16 protein-coding genes and 1 pseudogene are annotated in these 18997 nt (G+C 69.2%); 11 read left to right on the top strand and 6 right to left on the bottom strand.

Annotated elements, in window-relative coordinates; all coding sequences use genetic code 11:
* Positions 1-416: 416 nt before the first annotated feature.
* Both CES90_RS12270 and CES90_RS12265 read right to left on the bottom strand, forming a co-directional pair.
* Entirely contained in the window at positions 417-1976 is a 1560-nt protein-coding gene (locus CES90_RS12270) for a hypothetical protein (protein ID WP_189784800.1), read from the bottom strand.
* Between the two features lie 302 nt (positions 1977-2278).
* The gene (locus CES90_RS12265) at positions 2279-4891 is read right to left on the bottom strand and encodes a hypothetical protein (RefSeq protein WP_189784801.1); all 2613 of its coding nucleotides are present in this window, start codon (positions 4889-4891) and stop codon (positions 2279-2281) included.
* Positions 4892-5870: 979 nt separating this feature from the next.
* On the opposite strand from CES90_RS12265, the gene CES90_RS12260 reads away from it, so the two are divergent.
* Positions 5871-6512: a hypothetical protein gene (locus CES90_RS12260; protein WP_189784802.1), complete on the top strand. Its 642-nt coding sequence runs from the start codon at positions 5871-5873 to the stop codon at positions 6510-6512.
* Between the two features lie 44 nt (positions 6513-6556).
* On the opposite strand, the gene CES90_RS12255 is transcribed toward CES90_RS12260, so the two are convergent.
* From CES90_RS12255 to CES90_RS12240, 4 genes are all read right to left on the bottom strand, one after another.
* Positions 6557-7480 (bottom strand): FAD-dependent oxidoreductase, encoded by a 924-nt coding sequence (locus CES90_RS12255; protein WP_229914030.1) that lies wholly within the window; start codon positions 7478-7480, stop codon positions 6557-6559.
* Complete coding sequence (locus tag CES90_RS12250) at positions 7477-8040, bottom strand: isochorismatase family cysteine hydrolase (RefSeq protein WP_189784803.1); 564 nt, start codon at positions 8038-8040, stop codon at positions 7477-7479. Before CES90_RS12250 ends, CES90_RS12255 begins: the two co-directional genes overlap by 4 nt.
* Positions 8041-8067: 27 nt before the next feature.
* On the bottom strand, positions 8068-9234 hold the full coding sequence (locus CES90_RS12245) for an XRE family transcriptional regulator (protein WP_189784804.1): 1167 nt from the start codon (positions 9232-9234) through the stop codon (positions 8068-8070).
* 176 nt (positions 9235-9410) lie between these two features.
* The gene (locus tag CES90_RS12240) at positions 9411-10193 is read right to left on the bottom strand and encodes a GntR family transcriptional regulator (RefSeq protein WP_189784805.1); all 783 of its coding nucleotides are present in this window, start codon (positions 10191-10193) and stop codon (positions 9411-9413) included.
* 374 nt (positions 10194-10567) lie between these two features.
* Between CES90_RS12240 and CES90_RS12235 the strand changes: the two genes are divergently transcribed.
* From CES90_RS12235 to CES90_RS12190, 10 genes and pseudogenes are all read left to right on the top strand, one after another.
* On the top strand, positions 10568-11215 hold the full coding sequence (locus CES90_RS12235) for a hypothetical protein (protein ID WP_189784806.1): 648 nt from the start codon (positions 10568-10570) through the stop codon (positions 11213-11215).
* 328 nt (positions 11216-11543) lie between these two features.
* Positions 11544-12062, top strand: a complete 519-nt coding sequence (locus tag CES90_RS12230) for an ATP-binding protein (RefSeq protein ID WP_189784807.1) — start codon at positions 11544-11546, stop codon at positions 12060-12062.
* Between the two features lie 188 nt (positions 12063-12250).
* On the top strand, positions 12251-12508 hold the full coding sequence (locus tag CES90_RS12225; RefSeq protein ID WP_189784808.1) for a WhiB family transcriptional regulator: 258 nt from the start codon (positions 12251-12253) through the stop codon (positions 12506-12508).
* A 157-nt stretch (positions 12509-12665) separates the two neighbouring features.
* Positions 12666-12854, top strand: a pseudogene (locus CES90_RS49450) (DUF5999 family protein); the annotation flags it as partial.
* Positions 12855-13121: 267 nt separating this feature from the next.
* Positions 13122-14096 carry a hypothetical protein gene (locus tag CES90_RS12215; RefSeq protein ID WP_189784810.1) on the top strand — a complete coding sequence of 325 codons (975 nt, stop codon included), beginning with the start codon at positions 13122-13124 and terminating at the stop codon, positions 14094-14096.
* A 41-nt stretch (positions 14097-14137) separates the two neighbouring features.
* On the top strand, positions 14138-14278 hold the full coding sequence (locus tag CES90_RS12210; protein WP_189784811.1) for a hypothetical protein: 141 nt from the start codon (positions 14138-14140) through the stop codon (positions 14276-14278).
* A gap of 404 nt (positions 14279-14682) precedes the next feature.
* Positions 14683-16362 (top strand): DUF2637 domain-containing protein, encoded by a 1680-nt coding sequence (locus CES90_RS12205; protein WP_189784812.1) that lies wholly within the window; start codon positions 14683-14685, stop codon positions 16360-16362.
* Positions 16363-16603: 241 nt separating this feature from the next.
* Positions 16604-16975 (top strand): hypothetical protein, encoded by a 372-nt coding sequence (locus CES90_RS12200; RefSeq protein ID WP_189784813.1) that lies wholly within the window; start codon positions 16604-16606, stop codon positions 16973-16975.
* Positions 16976-17092: 117 nt separating this feature from the next.
* Positions 17093-18553: a hypothetical protein gene (locus CES90_RS12195; RefSeq protein WP_189784814.1), complete on the top strand. Its 1461-nt coding sequence runs from the start codon at positions 17093-17095 to the stop codon at positions 18551-18553.
* Positions 18554-18555: 2 nt separating this feature from the next.
* Positions 18556-18948, top strand: coding sequence for a hypothetical protein (locus CES90_RS12190; RefSeq protein ID WP_189784815.1), 393 nt, complete (start codon positions 18556-18558; stop codon positions 18946-18948).
* Positions 18949-18997 lie beyond the last annotated feature (49 nt).

Genomic DNA, 18997 nt, shown 5'->3' with positions numbered 1-18997 from the left:
ACGGCTGGCCGGACTCTCGCCGTGCAAACTGCGCTCGATCACCCAGCGGCGTCCAGCCCCATGCCGTGCTGTGCTCCGCAACGGGCGCCGAGGATCGCCGCAGGCAGGGGCGAGCCTGGAGACGCTCAGAACCGCTGCTCGTCAAACGTCAGCGGCTGCCTCCGCCAGCAGGGCCTATGGCAGCCCCATGATGCGGTGCATGAACGTGACGTCGCTCCTCACCCATGACACCTAGTCGAGGTGGATGACACCGGCGCCTCGTCGGCACGGCCGTCGGGGTGCGGGGGGCCATTGACCGGCAGACACCTTGGTCCAGGTGACAGATGGGCCGACCACCGCGAGCGAGTGCCAACAACGATCTATCGCGACCAGTCACAGGCATACGCCGATGGTCCATGCCGCGTTGTTGGTGGTCGTCAGCCGTACAGCCACTGCTCCCAGGCTTTGCGGCCGGTCAAGGCGGTGGCGGGGATGCCCAGTTCGGTCAGCGCGCCGGGGTACACGCGCTCGTAGGCCGTGTTGTAGGCGCTGGCGAGGGCGGCGTCGCCGAGCAGCCACGGCGCGCGGGCGTGGTCGAGGTCGAGCACGGCGAAGGCGCCTTCGTAGCGGATGCGGCCGTGGAGGAGGCCGCGCTCGAGCAGGGTGTGCCAGCCGCGCCCGACGCGCTCGACCTCGGTCATGCCCTTGGCGGTGTCGATGACGGAAGCGACGTCGAACCGGCGGGGTGGGATGCGGGCATAGAGCTTCGCGATCATCCAGGGCAGGCCCAAGATCCGAAAAAGGTGTGTGCGATGGGCGCCGCCCATGGAGACGCTGTAGAGCGGTCCAGCCGGTCCGTTGATGACACTGAGGGAGATTGCGGGTTCCTCGGCAAGGTGGTGGCGGAGGAACGCGGCAAGCTGCTCGGGCTTGGTGGTGAGTAGTTCGCGGGTGGCGCGGGGTATCCAGCTGGGGCCGCGAGACGCCTCGGACCGGTCGAAGTCGCCCCAGAGCTCATCGATGGCATGCACGATGGCGTCGGTACGCACCCAGGCGGCGCTCTCGCTGGCTGCCCAGTCGTGCTCCCTCTGGCGGTTGTAGAGGTTGAAATGCGGCGACTGTGGCGCACTGGTCTGGAGCTGGGTGGTGGCCGCGCGCACCCGATCGCTGATCTCGTGCTCGGGCCAGGCCCGCTGAAGTTGGGTGATCGCGGCGACGGTGGCGTCGAGCGCGGCGCGGTCGGCATCGAAGGCGCGCAGGACATCCACCCGATCGATGCCGGGTGGGTCACTGCCCGCGGCGGGGGCTTCTGGCCGTTCGCCGTGCAAGGTCAGGGTGATCTGTGGGCGGTGGCGGCTGGTGGCCTCGAACGACTGCAGGGCTTGCTCGGCTGCGCCGGGGGTGGCGCTCCAGCCGTGCACACAAAGACCGTCGTCGCGGTGCGCGGTCAGGGTGCCGTCGCTGTGCCACGTCGCTGCCCAGGTGCCGCCCGGCCGATCGAGGTGCACGGGCCGGCGCGCGAGGTCGGCTTCAAGTCGCTGAAGGTCGCCGCGGCGCCGGGCACGGGCGAGCAGGCTCGGCGCGGGGCGCAGCACACCCGCCAGGAGTGCTTCGTCGAGCGGATACTCTGCGCGCTCGCTGTGCCATTCGTGCAGGAGGTCTCGTGCCTGGGTGATGCGGTGTGCGGCCTGCTGGGCTGCGTCGCGGAGTTCGTCGCCGTCGAGGTGGCCCTCGACGGCGGCCGCCGCGTGCCGGCCGGCCGCAGCCACCACCTGGTCCCACAGGTACAGCTCGTCGGCGGCCTGGTGCCACAGGTAGCCCTCGCGGGCGGACGTGTCCGACTCCTGGGCCGCGGTTAGGGACCGTACGATCTGGGCGCGTTCGGCGGGCGGCTGGCCGCGGCCGCGGCGTACTGCGAACTGCAGCAGGATCGAGGTGAGGCGGCGGGCGAGGTGCGTGGGCCGGGGGCGGCCGTCCTTCGTGGTGCACGACTTCATGCGCGAAGCCGCGCACGTGGGGCATGTCCAGTCCAGTGCGTCCCAGTCGGCCGCCACGCATCGGTCCTCTCGTCGGCGATCAGGTCAGTCACCCCCGCAATGGGGACGGTTGCAGTGTGACAGCGGGGACTGACACGGGAGCGCGAATTGCACCGTCGTATTGACAGCCGAAATCAGCTTCGGCGCGCTCCAGCGCAGTTTCGTGCCGTACACGGGAGCCTCGGGGACGACGTCCAGGCGGCCGGTGTCCCCGTCGCACGCCACGGGCCTGGCGTGCGAGGTCGACCCGCTCTGCTCGCTGCTCACGCGATCACAGCCCCAGCCGTCTCGCCGTCCAGTGTGCGCGGGGCCAGCTCGGTCAGCCGTACCGACCACGGCGCGGCCGCCGCCTGCCCGGTTCGGTCCGCGGTCCGCTCGCGTAGCTGCTCCAGCCGCACCGTGAACAGGTACTCAGCAGTGCGCTCCCGGGCGGCGTCGGCGGCCTTCGTCGCGGCGGCGACCGCGTCTGCGCCGTTTGGGTTCGCGCGGAACCACCTGCGGTTCTGCTCGGTCCTGTACGCCCGGCGGGCTTCCTCCTCGGCCTCCTCCGTGCTGCCCAGCCGCCCGAGCGCGCTGCTGCGGTACTCCGGCAGCGCCTGCTCCACCACCTGGAGGGCGTTGAACGCGAGCACGGACGCCGCCGCGACCCGGTCCGCCTCCAACTCGCCTGGCTCCATCAGCTCAAGGAACTGCTGGTGGGTGGCCTCGATATCGGCCTCCAGCGTCGAGCGGACGTGCGTGGCCACCGCGGCGACGTCGGCAGCGTCGTCCAGGTCGGCCGCCCAGGTCGCTGCGACCAGCCCGGCCTCCACGATCGCCGCCTCGGTCCGGCGCCGAAGACCGCACGCCTCGCACAGCCCGGCCGACCGGCCCTGCCCGCAGTCCTCGCACGGCAGCAACTGCCGTACCCCTTCGGCGGCCGCCGCCTCCTGGCGCTCGCGCTCCCCCCGCTCCCGGGCAGCCGCACGAGCCGTCTCCCGCCGCGCCTGCTCCACCAGCGCCTGCTCACGGCGCCACACGAAGTCCTCCGCCTCCGCCACGGCGTGCTCACGCAACCGGTCCTCGAGGACCTGACGGCGCTCCGCCGCACCGATGCCGGGCAGCTCCCGGTCGATGTCGGCCGCGATCCGCACCCGGCGAGCACGACGGATGTGGATCACGTTGCCGCAATTGTCGCAGTCACCGCCAGTGTCCAGCCGGATCCCGTCGTCACAGCGCACATCCGAGCACGCCGGCCGCTGAACCAGGCCCCGCCGCGTGATCCAGCCGAACGGGCTGCTCACCCGCGCCTCACCACCGGTCTCCTCCAGCCGGTCAGTGAGCCGGTCGGCCAGCAGCCGAGGCGCACCCTCCGGCTGCATCAACAGGTCCTTCAGCCGCTCCAGCTCGGCGTTCACAGCCGCCACGACCTGGTCCTGCTGCCAGCGGTTCAGCCCCGCCCACAGCCACGCAACCGGCCCCAGGGCTACCCGCAGACCAAGATCGTCGGGAAGGTCCACCCTCCCCTGCTGCCGCATCTTTCTACTCGCCACGACCTTCTGCCGACCACCGGGCTGTACCTCGGCAGCACGCTGCCCACCCTGCTCATCAACCGCGGACTTGCCAGGCTTTTCCCCGCGGAGCGGGCCGACCTCCGCCACCGACAACGCAGACTCGGCAACGGCGTCCTCGCCACCCGCGGCCTGGTCCTCGCGCACGCACACGCGCTCCGGCCGACGGCCTTTACCCCCACGGCCTTCGCCGGAACAACCCACAGAGAGCGGCGGAGAAGAGACGGGAGTAACCACAGAAGCGTGGACTGCGTGGAACTCTGCACCATCGGGACGCTCCAGATCCCCCGCCTCCACAGCCGGCCTAGCACCACAAACCCGAGACGTACCAAGGGCATTGGCGTCCTGACCAGGACCAAGATCTCCGCCTGCACCATCGGGACGCTCCGAAAACACGGGCTCAGAGCCCTGGACGGCCTCCATGAGAGCCGGAATCCGTCCGTACGCGCGAGCGACGGGCAGCAACATGACCCGGCCACGGCCGTTCATCCGCGTCACCGTGGCCTTCCGCCCACGGGAGACCACACCGGCCTTCGTCAACCGGGCCAGCACCTTCCGCGCCCCGGACGGCGAGCACCCCAGCAGCCGCGACAGCGTTGCAGCCCCGCGCCCCTCCTTCTTCCGCACCGAGCCGCCACACAGCTGCAGCCAGCCGGACGCCCGGGTATTCAGAACCATCAACAGCAGCCCGAGCCGGTCGGTCGCCGCCCCCTTGCCGATACGGTCGGCCAGCAGCCCCGGTGGCGTGGGCTCCTTGTCCGTCGGCGTCCAACCAGGTCCGAACAATGCCTCCAGCAGGCGCAGCAGTACCGCCAGCTCCACCTTCGACAGCGCCAGCGGGTGAGCCGCTCCCTCGTCCTGGTGCGCCCGCCACAGTGGCATGACCAGGCAGTCCAGACCGACCGGGTGCCCCTCATCGTTGGTGACCATCCGGGTGTGCAGGGCGTTGGTCTCTCGCAGCACGGGCAGCACATCGTGATGGACCGTCGACTCCGTCATGCCGAGCCACCGGCCCAGCTCCGCACCCCAGATGTACGACTGCAGATCGTCCTTGCGACCCTCCAGCGCCCGCGACTTCGCGTACAGCACCACCGTCGCCAACCGCGCCGCGTCCCCGAGACCAGTCAGAGAAGGATCCGCCAGCAGAGCCCGGATCGCGGCCAGCAACCGCAGCCGCATCCCCCGACCCAACCGAAGCGCGTCATCCAGGCCCCCACCTGGCAACAGTCGCAGACCATCCCGCCGCCCGGGACGCACGGGAGCATCGACCACGGAATCGTCGAGGAACATCGGCGCCAACGCGGCCGACCCCGCAACGCCGCTCATTCTCCCGCCTCCAGAACAGGCACAGCCCGCACGTCGGTCGCCAAGCGAGCGCGACTAGCCCGGCCGAGCGTCAGCGGACGCCCCGAACCACCCTCCACAACCGGATCGGCAGTCTTCGGAACCGCATGCAGCCAACGACGACGCGACGACCGGTGTCCGCCAGTCAGGGCCGCGGCGCTCACCTGGACACCTCGGCGGGCAGCGCGCAGGGCGCTGCTCCAGCCGGCTCGCATGGCGAAGTGGTCGGCTGATGGGGAAACTGTGATGCGGAAGACGGTACAAAATGCGCCAACCGGGCATGGATGGGCTGACAAAGGGCAGCGCAATGCTGCAACATTGGAGAGTGCCTCGCTTCGATATCGAGGTGGGCATAACGAAGGGCCCTTTGGCGCTTCGTAGGTTCTGGAGCGAACCAAGATCGAACTGTTCGACCGGCTGCTAACCGGAAGGACAGGTCCTTCGGGAGGGCCCGCTAAGCCCACCCGGTGGCAGATGGGACGCCATAGCCGAGGTGACCGCTAATCACCTGGGTGGCCGGGCGTCCCGGCGGCTCGAAGCCCCGTTCAACGGGCGCCGCCACAGACGGCTACGACATCTCGCCCCCCTCCGGGGCAGAGGTGCGCCCGCAGCCGGACTGGCGCGGGAAGACAAAACAGGCACCCAGCCGGAGCGACGTACGAGTCATCGCTGCCACGGCGGGTGCCTTGGTGTGTGTCTGTCGGAGGGTACGGGTACCCTTCATCGCGTCGAGACCTTCCCTGGATAGGTCTGCGGCCGTGCCCCGGAGTGCAGCCTCGCGGGGCTTAACCATGTCCATATGGATCTTATTCACGGACACGGTACCCCTCTGAGATCCCACAACGACACCCCGGTACCCCTCGTGTCGCCAACAGACATGGGCCTCCTGACAGAGCGCCAGAACTCCCCGACTACCTGCCCCGCTCCACAGATGAGGCACCGCCCGGGCATGATGAGCGGTATGCACGCGACGCAGAAGCCCAGGAACGATGATCACCTTGACGTGGAGACCTTCGCTCGCCCTGAGCAGCAGCGCCGCTACACCGCGGCCATGAACCGCATCGCCGCAGAGCGACGCCCCGACACGCCGGTCCGCGTCTACGTCAGCGCCGCTCCCAAGACCGTCAACGACTCCAACTGGGAGCGATGGCTCAAGCGCATCACCGAGGACTTGCCTGGCGGAGTCGAACTCCTCCACTACCGCTCCGCCTTCGGGGAATCCCCGTACGACTGGGACACGCTCGCAGACCAGCTCGACGGCCTCGTCGTCATCGGACGACCCAAACGACTCGGCAGCCGCGTCCACGTCCTCGGACCAGTAGCTCGCCTCGAACTCCGCTCCCTGGTTGCGAAGAAGCCGGTCTTGCTCTTCACTCACAATTTTGGCCTCGTCCCAGTCGTTGACTGCATGAGCCAGGTCATGTCCCCGGCCGAGGCACCGCGGCTCAAGCTGATTGCGCCCAAACGGTGGAACCGTGACTCGCGCACCCTCCACGCCGCCCTGGACGCCCTTCGGCCAGCTGGCCTCGCCAGGCAGGAGCCTGAACCGCGCCAAAGCGCGCAGGGTCACCTGGTGGCTCCGTTCGCCGTCGGCGCGAGCTGACCGCTGATGGCAGGTGCAGCGTGCTGCGCAGCCTTTCGGGAGGGTCACCGAATCCCACCCCCATTGGGCAGCGCGGTGTCGTAGTAGTAGGCAAGCACGGCCTCGGCGCCCGATCCATGTGCGGTGGCAATGCGCTGGTAGCGCGCGGACCGGATGTCGCCGGCGATCCGGATGCGCCGGTGCTGCTTGTCGGGTGGGCAGTAGCCATCCTCGGCAGACACGAGCCCAGTCACAGCCGCCGGCTTGTTGCCGAGGTTGTTGAGCACCGACGTGGCGGCGTAGATGGTCTTGGCCCCATCGTGGCCTTCGACCTCGACCGTCCAGCCGCCGCCGTACGAGGGCTTGGTAATCGTTGTGTGCGAGATGGGCACGAGCCGTACGCGGCCGTCGTCCTCGACTTCGGTCGCCTTGTATGTGTCGGCTGGTGGGCACAGCACGTGCAGGGTCGTCGTCACATCCGGGTGCGCTCGCAGCCAAGTTCCGAGCGGACGATCAGCACCGAGAACGTACGTTCGCACGGTGAGGTCCTGCGGAGTGGCGCGCCACAGCGGTGGAGCGGAGAACTCGTCGGAAGCGGTTATCCACTCGGCGTCGGCCGGGGCCAAGTCGGTCACGCCCGTGGCGACCACGACGAACTCCGCAGAGAGCACGCGGCCGTCGGCGAGGGCGAGTTCGGCCCGGTCGTCGTGCCCACTGACCCTCGCGGCGAGGCCTTGCACGAGCGTGCATCGCCCGGCTTTCTCCAGGCGTCCCAGGTCTGAGGCCAGGGCCTCGGCCAGTTGGGGGCCGGTCGACCAACTGCCCGGGACGTTCTCCAGGGCACCGATCCGGTGCAGCTTGCCGCCCACCGGGCCAGCCTCCACGACCGTGGTCCGCAGGTTGAGGCTGGCCGCCATGACCGCGGCCGCTACCCCGGCCGGGCCCGCGCCGACCACGAGGACATCCGTGTCACATGATTGTGTATTCACGCGTACTCCCCCGTGTTTCCGTGGATTTGAGACAGGACGACCTCACTGGTGACCAGGTGGTCCGCACTGATGTTTCGGGCTGCCATGAGCAGCGCTGCATCGTGGTACTGGGGACCTCCGGTGGAGGCGCAGGCGTCGGTGACGATCCACGGCCGGAGCCCTTGGTGATAGGCGTCTCGGGCTGAGTCGTACACGCAGGCGTCCGTGTCGATGCCGCATAGCACCAGGTCGGTCCAGCCCGCGTCCCGGATGAGCTGCGTGCCCTCGGATGTGAATACGGAAGCCTGGTCTTTGTCAATGACGGCGGTCGCGGCATCAGCGAACGGTGCGAGCTCGGCGGCGAGGGACTGTTCCTCGGAGGAGCGCAGCCGGGTCCATCCGGTGATCATTTCGTACGGCGATCCGGGTGTGTTGTGGAACCTGGTCAACACTACGGGTGCACCTGCTGCCTGCCAGCCCTCAACGAGCCGCGCGATAGCGGGGAGAACACCACGGCTGTGCCGGTTGACGAAGCCCTGCTGGACGTCGATGACCAGCAGCGCTGCCGAACGAAGTTCCACTCAGTCCGCCTTCCATATATATGTCTGTTATGGGTTGCTGTCTCGCAGTGCATCCTGGGCGGCGCGGAGCCGATCAGGGAGTTCGCTCGTGGCCAGGATCGCCTCGCGCATCACCCGATGCTGGGCGGTCTCCGTCGGCCGGGCGGTGGTCAGCCGTACGTATGCGCCGCGCAGGAAACGCCACCCGTACGCCGGGGGCATAACGGGGTCCTGTCCTTCCTCGATCATGCGCAGGATGTGTGACGACAGCGCCCACAGCGCCTGGACGTCCAACTCCAGGGAAACGATCTGGCTCGTCGTCAGGGCACGCTCGTCCGTCTGCGGGTGATAGGACACTCCGGACCAGCCAGCCACTCCCCTCGAGGCACCGCCGTCGAAGGCCACGGCTTCCGGGTGTGCCCAGCCGTCGTGGAACTTTGCGTGCTCAACGCCGGCACCGAGAGGCCTGATGTTCTGCGGGTCCTGCCGGTTAACGAGGACCGATGGTGTGGTCAGCAGCTGCAAGGCGGGATCGAGCCCCGTCTTCGTCCACGAGTGATCACGCAACTCGTATACGGACAGGACGTACTCCGGATCCGGCGACGGATCAACCGCCTTCCCGCCAGAGTGTTGCTCCAACAGGTGCGTCATGCGCTGACCGGCCCAGGCCCGATCCGTTAAGTACGACCGGTAGCGCCACAGAGCCAACTCGGTCAGCGAGCCAACGCGTTGGTGTTCTTCCAGAAGCGCCAACGCGATCCCGCAGGCGAAGATGTGGACTGTGGAGGCGTGCGCCGTCCGATGCTCCCCGGGCAGAACCCGCTGCTCAAGCCCTCCGGGGCCCGACGGTCGGGGCGCCCCGGCAGCGTAGAGCGAGCCGAGTCGATCGCCTAGGTACACCGGCAGGAATTTGTACGACACAACGGTGCACGGTGCTGGCTGGGCTGCGTCAGCCCCAGGCGCACTAACAGGCTCCCCGCGCAGTGCCGCGAGCCGGAAGCGGAACGCTTCCTGCTCTTCCGGCGTACACCGGGCGAGTGCGGCATCAAGGATCTGTGCCATATGGGGACGGCATTCGCGAGTTGGATCCTCTTTCCAGTGCGAGACCGTCCGGGGGCTGATGCCGAGGTCGTCAGCGAAGTCGCGGACGGACTGGCGCTTCACCGACCGCAGCAGCAGCCCCTCTTCACCTGTCCACTGCTCCACAGCGATCACTAGACACCTCCTTGGCGGTCCTTGGCCAGGCGGATGAGGCTGTATTGCCACGCTGAGTCCACACCACTGCTACGCGGGGGCATCTCGCTCACGGGCCTTGGGCCGGAAGCTGGTTCTCGTTGATCCAGTCACGCGAATCCTGGTCGGGGAGCCTCATGTCGAACGCCGTAGGACGGTCAGGCCGACTCATTGCCGTCCTTAGTCAGCTGGGCGCTGGGGCTGCGGCTGATGGAGTAGCCGATCTCGAACTCCTCAGCGGACATGACGGTGTCGTTGACCTCGACTACCCGCCCGCTGGGAGAGGTTGTTACTCGCACAACGCGAAGCAGCGGGACCCCCACGTCGGCGGGCAAACCCAGCACCTGGGCCTCTTCTGGAGAGGGCATGCGGGCGCTCACCGACTCTGTCCATTCCAGAGGGCCGTGGCCCATCTCCTCCAGCCGGTCGTAGATGCCACCAGGGCCGGTGTCGCGCTCGGCAAGTTGGGTTCCCTGGGCGATATCTGCCGGGAGGTAGCTCGTGGCCAACTGCTTGGCCTTCTTCGTCTCAGGATCGCCCATCACGCGAGCGCGCATCAGCACTTCGGCACCCACGTCCACGCCCAAGACTGGAGCGAGGTCGACAGGGACCGTTCCCCATCGAACGGCTGGAGTCTGGACGGCAACCCAACCCTGGGCCGTCGGATCGAAGTAGTAGCCGATCTCGTCGCGGTACACCTGCCGCGACCTGGTGACCCTTCGTCTCTCAGGACGCTCGCGCACAATCGTTCCTCGTCGGCGGATCGCGACGACCAGACCTTCTTGCTCCAGCAGCGCGATCGCGCTACGCACGGTCTGGTAGCCAGCTCGGTACTGCTCCTGAAGCTCCGTCAACATCGGCAGCTTTTCGCCCGGCTGGTACCGCCCCTCGATGATCTGTTGCCGCAGTTCGGCGGCGATATCGCGGTACGAGACGGACATCGAGGTCACCTTTCCCCTGAGCTGGCGTGGCCAAGTCTAGAGCTAGCCATATCAACCGGCCCTCGTGCGACATCGAGCGTGTTCCAGAGTTATAGCTATCGCTATTGACATCGCGCAAGGCTGCGGGGTCCAATAGCGATAGCCATAACGCTCTGTCGATGCGATGTGGCGCTGAGCTGCCCGGTTTGCCGGGCTCACATCTGAATAGCTCGCTCGTGTCCGAGGTGACGAACCACGAGATCCCTCACCGAGCGGGAGCACCATCCCTTCTACCGCGATGCGGTGTCCACATGCTCAGGGTCCGAATGGGGCCTGAGCTGCGGAGACTTCATCCGCTTCCCGTCGTTTCGAGGCCGCTGCCCGTGGGAGCCTGCGTGAAACCTGATACGTCCCGCCCTGCCCTGAAGATCAGCACGATCCCCGCCCACCACGTCCAGCTTCGTGAAGGTGAGCGCCGCTCCATCGTCTGTCCCGAGTGCCAGGAGTGGCACTTGCTCCGTCGCAACGTCGTCTGGCCGCACCACTTGGAGCGCACCGAGCGCGGCAAGAACGGACCCCGCTGTCCGGGCAGCGCCCGCCGAGTCGAGATCGATGTGGACCTCGCTGAATGGGCCCGTCAGGTCGCGGAAGCGGATGCCACGGTGACAGGGCGCCGCTCCAACCGCGTTAATCGCAAGCCAGGGAACGTGACCCCGCCGCCTGTCAGCCGCTTCGCGACGGCCCTCAAGGAGTCGACGCCGCGGCTGCCCGCCGTGCTGGAACGGGCCCGCACAGCTATTGCGCTCCACCGCGACGCCTGCCCCCAGTGCCGGAGCGGCGCCCGGTGCGAGAAAGGCCGGGAACTGGAGATTTGGTTGGGCGAGACAGAAGCCTCCTCCCGCTTTGCCCAGGAACAGAAGCAGCGGGCGGAACGGCAGGCGGAGCGAGTCCAGGCCCGGCAACGCGCTGCGCAGTGGCGCCGAGTCCAACGGGGCGTGACCCGCACAGACACCCAGCGCAAGGCGCAGATTCCTCAGACCTGAACTCCCTCCTGGGCTACCTGCGATCGCCGCCCGCGTGACGAGCGGCGATGGCAGGGGGCAGCAGGACCATTTTCGGTCCGCAGTCCCGCTGCGGGTGGCCTCTACCAGGGGAGGCCACCCGCAGCTGTGCAAAACCAAAAAGGACGGCCCCGGGATGCACCCCGGGGCCGTTGTCGGCCGCTGAAGTTCATCGCGAGAGGAACACGACCTTGTTGGAGAACATGATGACATCCCCCGGGCCGATCAGTGCGCAGGGGGACGGTAACCCGAGCCAGGAGGACGAGGCGTTGCGCCGCGCCCGGGAGGAAGACAAGAGGGGTGGGAGGCGGTGACCGCCACCGTCTACGGCACCGGCACCCTGCACGCCGTGGCCGTGGACGAGAGGCCGTTGCTTCCCGATCCGGTGCCGGGACTGATGGTGAGCGAGCGCGAGCGCGGTTTCCGCGCTGACCTGACGGCGTCCCGCGAGGCCGTCAGCGGCGTCCGCAGGCTGACCCGGTCGATGCCGGCGTCGTACGGCGCGGACGCGAGCCTTGCGGAGTCCGCGGAGCTTGTGGTCTCCGAGCTGGTGGGTAATGCGGTGCGGGCGAGTGGCCCGGACGTGGACGTCCCGCTGGTCGTCGAGGTGTACGCCGCGCTGGTCGGCTCGCCGGGCATTGAGGTGATCGTGCACGACACCGTCCCGGGGCAGCCGCACCGCGGTGAGGCCGCGCTGGACAGTGACGAGGCGGAGTCGGGCAGGGGGCTGGGCATCCTTGCCGCGCTCACGGACGGCTGGTCCGTCGAGCCGTCGCCGGAGCCATCCTTCGCAAAGATGATCAGGTGCCGCGTCAGCCGAGCTGAGTAGCACCGCCGCTGTACGGGGGGCGGCGCGAGGAAGGTCAGCCCCCTCCGGCGTTGCCCTCGCGCCCGACAGGGCCGGAGATCACCTCGCGCCCGCCCCCCATCCGCCCGAACGGGCTCAGCAAGTCCCTCAACTCTGGTGCTGGCCGTCCTGTTGGCCAGCGCCTCTCGACTACTTCACGGAGGAATCACATGGACTGGCGTCACAACGCGGTGTGCCGGGACGAAGACCCCGAGCTGTTCTTCCCGATCGGCAACACCGGCCCGGCACTGCTGCAGATCGAGGAGGCGAAGGCTGTATGCCGCCGCTGCCCGGTGATCGAGCAGTGCCTGCAGTGGGCGGTCGAGTCCGGCCAGGACTCCGGTGTCTGGGGTGGGTTCAGCGAGGACGAGCGCCGGGCCATGAGGCGCCGCGCCGCCCGGAACCGCGCCCGGCAGACCAGCGCCTGACTGTCCCGCCACCTGCAGCCCTGCGCTGCCCGGGCGCCACCGGACCAGCCCCTCGTTGGCCCGGTGGCGGCGGAGAACGCAGGGACCAGGCCGCGCCAGACCGTGGTGCGGCCGCTCCTGGACCCACACCCCTCCGACATCCTCAGGGAGATCCCCGATGGTCGCGAACACCCCGTGCAACCACACCCCGCTCTGCCCGACCGCCGACAGTCCCGATCGCGAGGCGGCCCGCGTCATTGCCAGTCACCCGGAGCAGGGATGGAGCCTGCTGTGCAACGGGTCCGTCGTTTTCGAGGACACGGGTGAACTGCTGCCCGACGGACGGGTCATCGCGCCGCACCGGCCCACGGACACGCCCGCTCCCCTCTCCATCCGCTTCGCGGACACCAGCGTGCTCATCGGCGGCACGTCCGGCAGCGGGAAGACCAGCGCGGCCGCGGCGATGCACCGGTTCGCCCTGGCCTCGGACCGCGACCGTGCCAACGTTCCTGCGGACCACCCGTCGGTCTGACGGCTGTCTCCCCCGTCCGTTCCGGCCCGGCGCCGGCACGGACGGGGTCGAAGAGAGCCGGACAGCCCGGACGGCACGGCCACAGGTATAAGGGGGAGAACCATGCTCCGTGTCATCACGAGCGGCACCCACCGTCGTTTCCAGGAGGCGGTGACCGAGGCCGAGAGGATTCCCGGCCTCGAAACCGAACTCGCCGACCTCCGCGCGAAGTTGAAGAACGCGCAGAGCGGGAAGGACGACGCCGCGCGCACGGCCGAGGACCTGGAGGACGCCCGACAGGCCGGGGCCGAGATCGCGGCGACGCTCACCCAGCCGGACGCCCGGCAGCGGGATGCCATCCTCGACATCGCCGCCTCGCTCGTCCGGCACGCCCAGGGCCTCGGTCTCGATGTGAAGCGGCTGCACAGCGGCGAGCCTTACAGCACGTCCCCCACCGCCTCCGTCGAACCGGAGTCACCTCCGGCCGCGGCCGAGAGCGGGGAGAGCGCGCGCCTTCCCTACGTGCACGTCTACGTTCACCAGGGGCAGATCCGTTCCGTGCACCGCTGGAGCGAGGCTGCCGTGCGCCAAGCCCATGCCGACGGCGCTCCCCCGGAGGGCTGGTGCCAGGACCGCAGCTGCTCCGAGATGCCCGGGCCGATGCCGTACTCGCTGTACCCGCTGCCCGTGCAGGAGCCGTGGCCGGACCGCAGCCAGGTGCACCTCCTGCTCCGGGGCCGGCCGATCGCGGCGTTCGGAACCGAGCAGGCCGCCCGCCGTGACAGCGTCATCACGCGCATGGCCGCCACCGAGTCCGCCCTCATCACGGTCGTCAGCTGGCCGATCGCGGACAGCCACCTGTACCCGACGGGCACCGAAGATGAGCACGGCCTGGACACCGACGACGCACAGCGGCATCACGCCCGGCTGCTCGCGGCCATGGCGACCGGCCGGTGCGCGGCAATGCGCCGCGAGAAGGTCGAGCCGCCCGAGGACTTCCTCCAGCTCTGCTCGAACCTCCGCGCCGCCGCTGTGAAGCTCTCGGTCACCGAGGCCGAAATCGACGAGTACGCCTCGACCTGGGCGGCACTCCTCTGATCGCGGCTCCACGGCGATCCGACCACGGAAGGCCATCTGTCATGCCGATCGCGCTCCTCCTCGTCCTGGTCGTGTTCGGCGGCACCGCGCTCGTCCTGGTCGCCAACCCGAAGCAGCCGTTCATCCGGCAGTTCTTCGGCACCGATCGGCCCACGGAGCAGCGCCCGGACGGCCAGAACTGACCTGCTTCCCTGTGTTGCCTGTCGCCCCCGCCGACCACCTGGGCGGGGACGGCGGGGAGTTGCAGGGGCGTTCCCTCGATCCTGCGCTCCACGGCCGACCTCCTCCGTGGGAGGTCGGCCCTCCTGCTCTCCCAGCAGGACCATTTCGTGCCCGGCCCGGTGTGCAGTCCCCCGCCGAAGCCTGAGCTTCGTGCCCGCTCTCCAGGAACTGCCGGCTGTTTCGCCCCCACCTGTCGACGCTCCCCGGAACCCGCGTCCGTCCCGGGCGGGATGGCCTCTCGCCATAGCCCGGTTTCGGGGGCGCGTCGGCGCCTCGGAGCTCGTTTCGGCTCCGGCGACTGCCGTTTCGGGAGCGGCCCTCACTGTTTCGAGCACACCCTGAACCGCCCCTTCCGGAGGCCATCATGACGATCACCGAAGTGCCGCAGAAGGCGGCACACGAGACCCCCGTTTCGCACGCGCGGACCCCCGCTTCGGAGGCAGCCGATTTCGTTTCGGATGCACGCGGGACCGTTTCGAGCGCGGAAGAGCGGAAGCCGATCAAGCCCAAGCGCGACCGCCTGATGACCGCCCTGTCCTTCGTTGCCGCGATCGGCGGCACGGTGGTCGGCGGCATTGGCTTCGCCATGTCCTACAGCACCTTGGCAAAGGTGGCCCTGAGCTGGGGGTTCAGCGAGCGGCTCGCGCCCTGGTTCCCGGTCGGTGTGGACGCGTCGATCATCGCGTTCCTCGCGCTGGACCTCTACCTGATCCGCAAGGGCACCCCGTGGCCGCTGCTGAGGCTGGCCGCGCACTGCATGACGGGCGCGACGATCTGGTTCAACGCCAGCTCACAGGGCCAGATCGCCGCCGATCTGGTCAAGGCCGCCTCGCACGGCGTCATGCCGGTCCTCTTTGTGGTCGGGGTGGAGGCCGCTCGCCGCCTGATCATCCAAAAGGCCAGGCTGGAGGCGGGAACTGCGACTGACCGGATCCCGCTGCACCGCTTCATCCTCTCCCCGCTCGCCACCCCGAAGTTCTACCGCCGGATGAGGCTGAACGGGGTCACCAGCTACCCGGAGATGGTCCGGCGTGAGCAGGAGCTCATCGCCTACAAGCAGTGGCTCACACGCAAGTACAACGGCGATCTGAGCAAGGCGACTGAGGACGAGCGGCTGCCGATGAAGATGGCTGCCTACGGCTATACCGTCTCCGAGGCGCTCGCGCTGCCTGAACAGCAGGAACGCGAGGCGGAGAAGCGGGCGGAGGAAGCCGAGCGCCGGCGCCTGGAGGCGGCCACCCGCCGGGAGATCGAGCAGAAGCAGGCTGAAGGCCGGCGCCTGGAGGCCGATGGCCAGCTCGAAGCCATCCGCGCCCGTGTGGAGGGCGAGACGGGCCAGGCCCGTGCACACGCTCGCGCCCAGGTCAGCGCCGCTGAGCGGGCCGCTCAGCGGGAGGAGCAGGAGTTGGAGACCGCCGTCATCCTCGAGGCCCGGGCCCGCCAGGCGGAGGCGGAGCGCCAGGAGTCCGAGGCGCGTGAGGCGAAGGCCGCCGCCGACGTGCGCGCGGCCGAACTGGAGGCGGAGGCCGCCGAGATGCGGAGGGCTACGGAGGAGGCCGACCGGGTCGCCGCGGAGGAGGCTCAGGCGATCGAGACGGCGACCACCGCCGAGGCCCGCCAGCGTGCAGCCGAAGCCGACAAGGCCGCAGCCGAAGAGGAGTTGGCCGCCGCCGAAACGCGGCGCCGCGTCGTCGAAGCCGACCGGCTGGCGGCGGAGGAAGAAGAGCGTGCGGCAGTTGCCCGGGCCAACGTGGAGGAAGCCGGGCAGCGCGAGGCCGAAGCCGCGATGGCCGCCGCCGAAAAGCGGCTCGCCGCTGCCGAAGTCGAGCGGCGGGCGATCGAAATCGAGGACGCCGCGAAGCTCACGCCGCGCGAGCGTGCGGTCCGCAAGGTCGCCAGGATGGTCATCGCCGCAGGTGGCAACGCAGACCAGGTGCTGCTCGCCGACATCCAGCGCGAGATGGCCGTGTCGTCCACCGACACCGCTTCGCGGTACCGCCAGGAGGCCGCCGAACTCCTCGCCAGCGGCTACAAGGCTGCGTAGCGGCCTGTACGAACTGCGTCGACGGTTCCACCGGCCCCCGAGATGACGTCAACACCTCGGGGACACGGTGAAGGCGCCGAAGCGCCGGGTCCCACCCTCTCACCCAACCTGCCCGTCAGGAAGCTGAATCGGGGGGTGACCAGCACAAACAGCGGCCGGGAGATCGGGCATCGCAGCCTGTGAGCCGCCCGGCCGTTTTGACCCCGTATGACCCAGCGATCGAACGGAGGATCACGAAGACGTGGGCGGAACCGCGTACTGGACAAAACAGGTAAGACGGGCGGACGAGCGGTCTCCCAAGGCGGGTGCGACCAGGCGGCTGGACCGGCTGCGCGGACTGCTGAAGGAGGCTGACCCGTCGGTCGCCGACCGCGCCTGGCGAGAGGTCGTCGACACCCTCCAGCGGACCACCGACCGTCACTCGACGCGCGGATCTGCGTACTGGACCGACGAGATCAAACGGGCGGACAAACGGTCGCCCAAGGAGGGCGCCACCAAGCGTTTGGATCGGCTGCGCAGCGTGCTGCAGAGGGTCGATCCGGTGGTCGCCAACCGTGCCTGGCGCGAGGTGAGCGACACCCTCCAGCAGATCACTGTTCGTCACACATGGTGATCGTTCACCCATTCATTCACCCGGGGGAGAGATGAACTCGACCCGCCCCTACGCGCGTACGTACGCGCACGAGGGCAGGCGTTCACTCCCCCGGTCGCAGACCGTGAGGGGAAAGCAATGGAATTGCTGCTTCTCGCGTGCGCATGGCTCGTGTACACGGCGGGCGCGCAGAGCGAGCAGGCAAAGGTCGGGCTGTCCCCGGCGCAGCGGGACATCCTGAGGGAACGGACGCGGCACGAGAAGGCCGTGCAGAAGATCGCCGACAAGCACGGGGTCTCTGCGCCGGCCGAACCCAAGGCGGGCGTCTCGCCCTGGAAGGAGCCGCCGGCCTCGGAGCGCGATCAGGTGCTCACGCTGCCGGAGGCGTTCCGTTCGGGCTACCGCGGACACACCCGCGTCGAGCGTGTGGCGACCCCGATGGGGCGCCGCGCCGGAGGGTGGGCCGCGCGAGGCGTGGCCTGGGGCCAGGACACCGGCCGGGGCGCCCTGCGGGAATACCGCAAGCGCCGCCGCGCCGCGGGCCATGACGACCCGGCCCCGGTGCACGAGCCGCTGCCGCTCCCGCCGGACGCGCCACCGATCCCGGCGCATCCGCCGACGGCGGGGGACGACAGCGGCAAGGAAAAGGGCAAGGGCGTCTCGCTGGAGAGGCCCAAGGAGGAGACCGAGCCCCCGGAGCCGGACGGCACCGCGAAGCCGTCTGAGGGGGCCACAGCGCCTCCCGTAGGCGGCGACGGCTCCCCGGGGGCCCCGGAGCCCTCAACAGGCCCTGAAACGCCGCCAGATGGGGCTGCAGAGGCGTCGGCGAAGGAGCCCGCGGCTCCCGCACCGGATGCCTCACCGGCTCCCGAAGAGGCCACGGCCGGACCCGAAACCAAGGACGCGGCGGTCGAACCCGAGCCCGCCGCCGCCGAAACCAAGGACACCTCGGAATCGAAGAGCTCCGAGGAACCGCCCGGCGCACCCGAAACGGAACCCGCGCCAGCCCCGGCGCACCCGGAAGGCGCCGCGCCGGCACCCGAAGACGCGGCAGCCGGGCCCGAAAGCCCGGCCGCCGAACCCGAAAGCCCGGCGGCGGCGCCCGAAGGCACCGCGTCGGGACCGATCCGAGACAGCGAACCGGCTGCAGCCGGTGGAGGAGTTGGGCGTATGGCAGCAGAGGTGACGTACGAGTCCGTCGCGGAGGAGAGCGACGAGCTCTCCCTGATGTGCAAGGAGGACTCGCAGAGCTGCGACCGGATCAAAGCCCGCGCCGATCGGGAGGTCGGACGCGGTGACACCCTGCTCGCGCAGATGAAAGCCACGGGATTCGGGACGTCCCTCCAGGCCTGGGTCACCAGCTGCCTGGAGGACTACCAGGGGATGGGCACCCATCTCGACGAGCTCAAGAAGAACACGATCGCCCAAGACGAGAAGGTCGTGCAGGCCAAGGGCCACCTGATCGCAGGCCAGGGCGTCTACTACGACATCGCCCTGGACATGGAGGAGGTCGCCGAACGCGAGGCGTACATCAGCGACGCCGTCGACTCCGAGGACACCTCCGCCCACACCGAGGTCTACGAGACGAGGGGAGCCTGACCATGAGCGCAGGAAAGGCTGTTGGTTCGATCGTCACCGTCGCCGCCATCCTGGCCAGGGCGACGGCGTACGGGGTCCGAGCCGCCCTGACCAAGCGGGCCGTGGAGCGGCTGGAGAAGCGCTACCACGACCGCGCCGAATCGGCGAAGTACCTGTCCGAGGCGATGACCAAGCTGGAGGTCGACGAGCCGACCACGACCGCCTACATGGAGGTCTTCACGCTGTCGGAGGCCATGGCGGACAACGTCCAGGGCATCGTCGGCCGCGCCGACTCCCTGCAGGCCAACGCCCAGGGCCTGGCGGAAGCGACCGAAGCGGAGCACGGCCGGATGCGGGAAGCCAACCGCACCCACACCGTGAAGATGGCCGACCGGCAGTTCATCCAGCCCCGTTAGGCACCAGACACCACCCTCACCTCGAAGGGCGGGACCGCAATCCGTGGTC

This window comes from Streptomyces capitiformicae (assembly GCF_002214185.1).
Lineage (GTDB): Bacteria > Actinomycetota > Actinomycetes > Streptomycetales > Streptomycetaceae > Streptomyces > Streptomyces capitiformicae.
Note: the sequence above shows the minus strand (reverse complement) of the source record. Positions and strands in the feature narration are given on the sequence as shown.

Excerpts from the sequence above, each read along its gene's own strand:
- CES90_RS12270 (WP_189784800.1), bottom strand. The coding sequence starts at position 1,976 with ATGAAGTCGTGCACCACGAAGGACGGCCGCCCCCGGCCCACGCACCTC.
- CES90_RS12265 (WP_189784801.1), bottom strand. The coding sequence starts at position 4,891 with ATGAGCGGCGTTGCGGGGTCGGCCGCGTTGGCGCCGATGTTCCTCGAC.
- CES90_RS12260 (WP_189784802.1), top strand. The coding sequence starts at position 5,871 with ATGCACGCGACGCAGAAGCCCAGGAACGATGATCACCTTGACGTGGAG.
- CES90_RS12240 (WP_189784805.1), bottom strand. The coding sequence starts at position 10,193 with ATGTCCGTCTCGTACCGCGATATCGCCGCCGAACTGCGGCAACAGATC.
- CES90_RS12225 (WP_189784808.1), top strand. The coding sequence starts at position 12,251 with ATGGACTGGCGTCACAACGCGGTGTGCCGGGACGAAGACCCCGAGCTG.
- CES90_RS12215 (WP_189784810.1), top strand. The coding sequence starts at position 13,122 with ATGCTCCGTGTCATCACGAGCGGCACCCACCGTCGTTTCCAGGAGGCG.
- CES90_RS12210 (WP_189784811.1), top strand. The coding sequence starts at position 14,138 with ATGCCGATCGCGCTCCTCCTCGTCCTGGTCGTGTTCGGCGGCACCGCG.
- CES90_RS12205 (WP_189784812.1), top strand. The coding sequence starts at position 14,683 with ATGACGATCACCGAAGTGCCGCAGAAGGCGGCACACGAGACCCCCGTT.
- CES90_RS12195 (WP_189784814.1), top strand. The coding sequence starts at position 17,093 with ATGGAATTGCTGCTTCTCGCGTGCGCATGGCTCGTGTACACGGCGGGC.
- CES90_RS12190 (WP_189784815.1), top strand. The coding sequence starts at position 18,556 with ATGAGCGCAGGAAAGGCTGTTGGTTCGATCGTCACCGTCGCCGCCATC.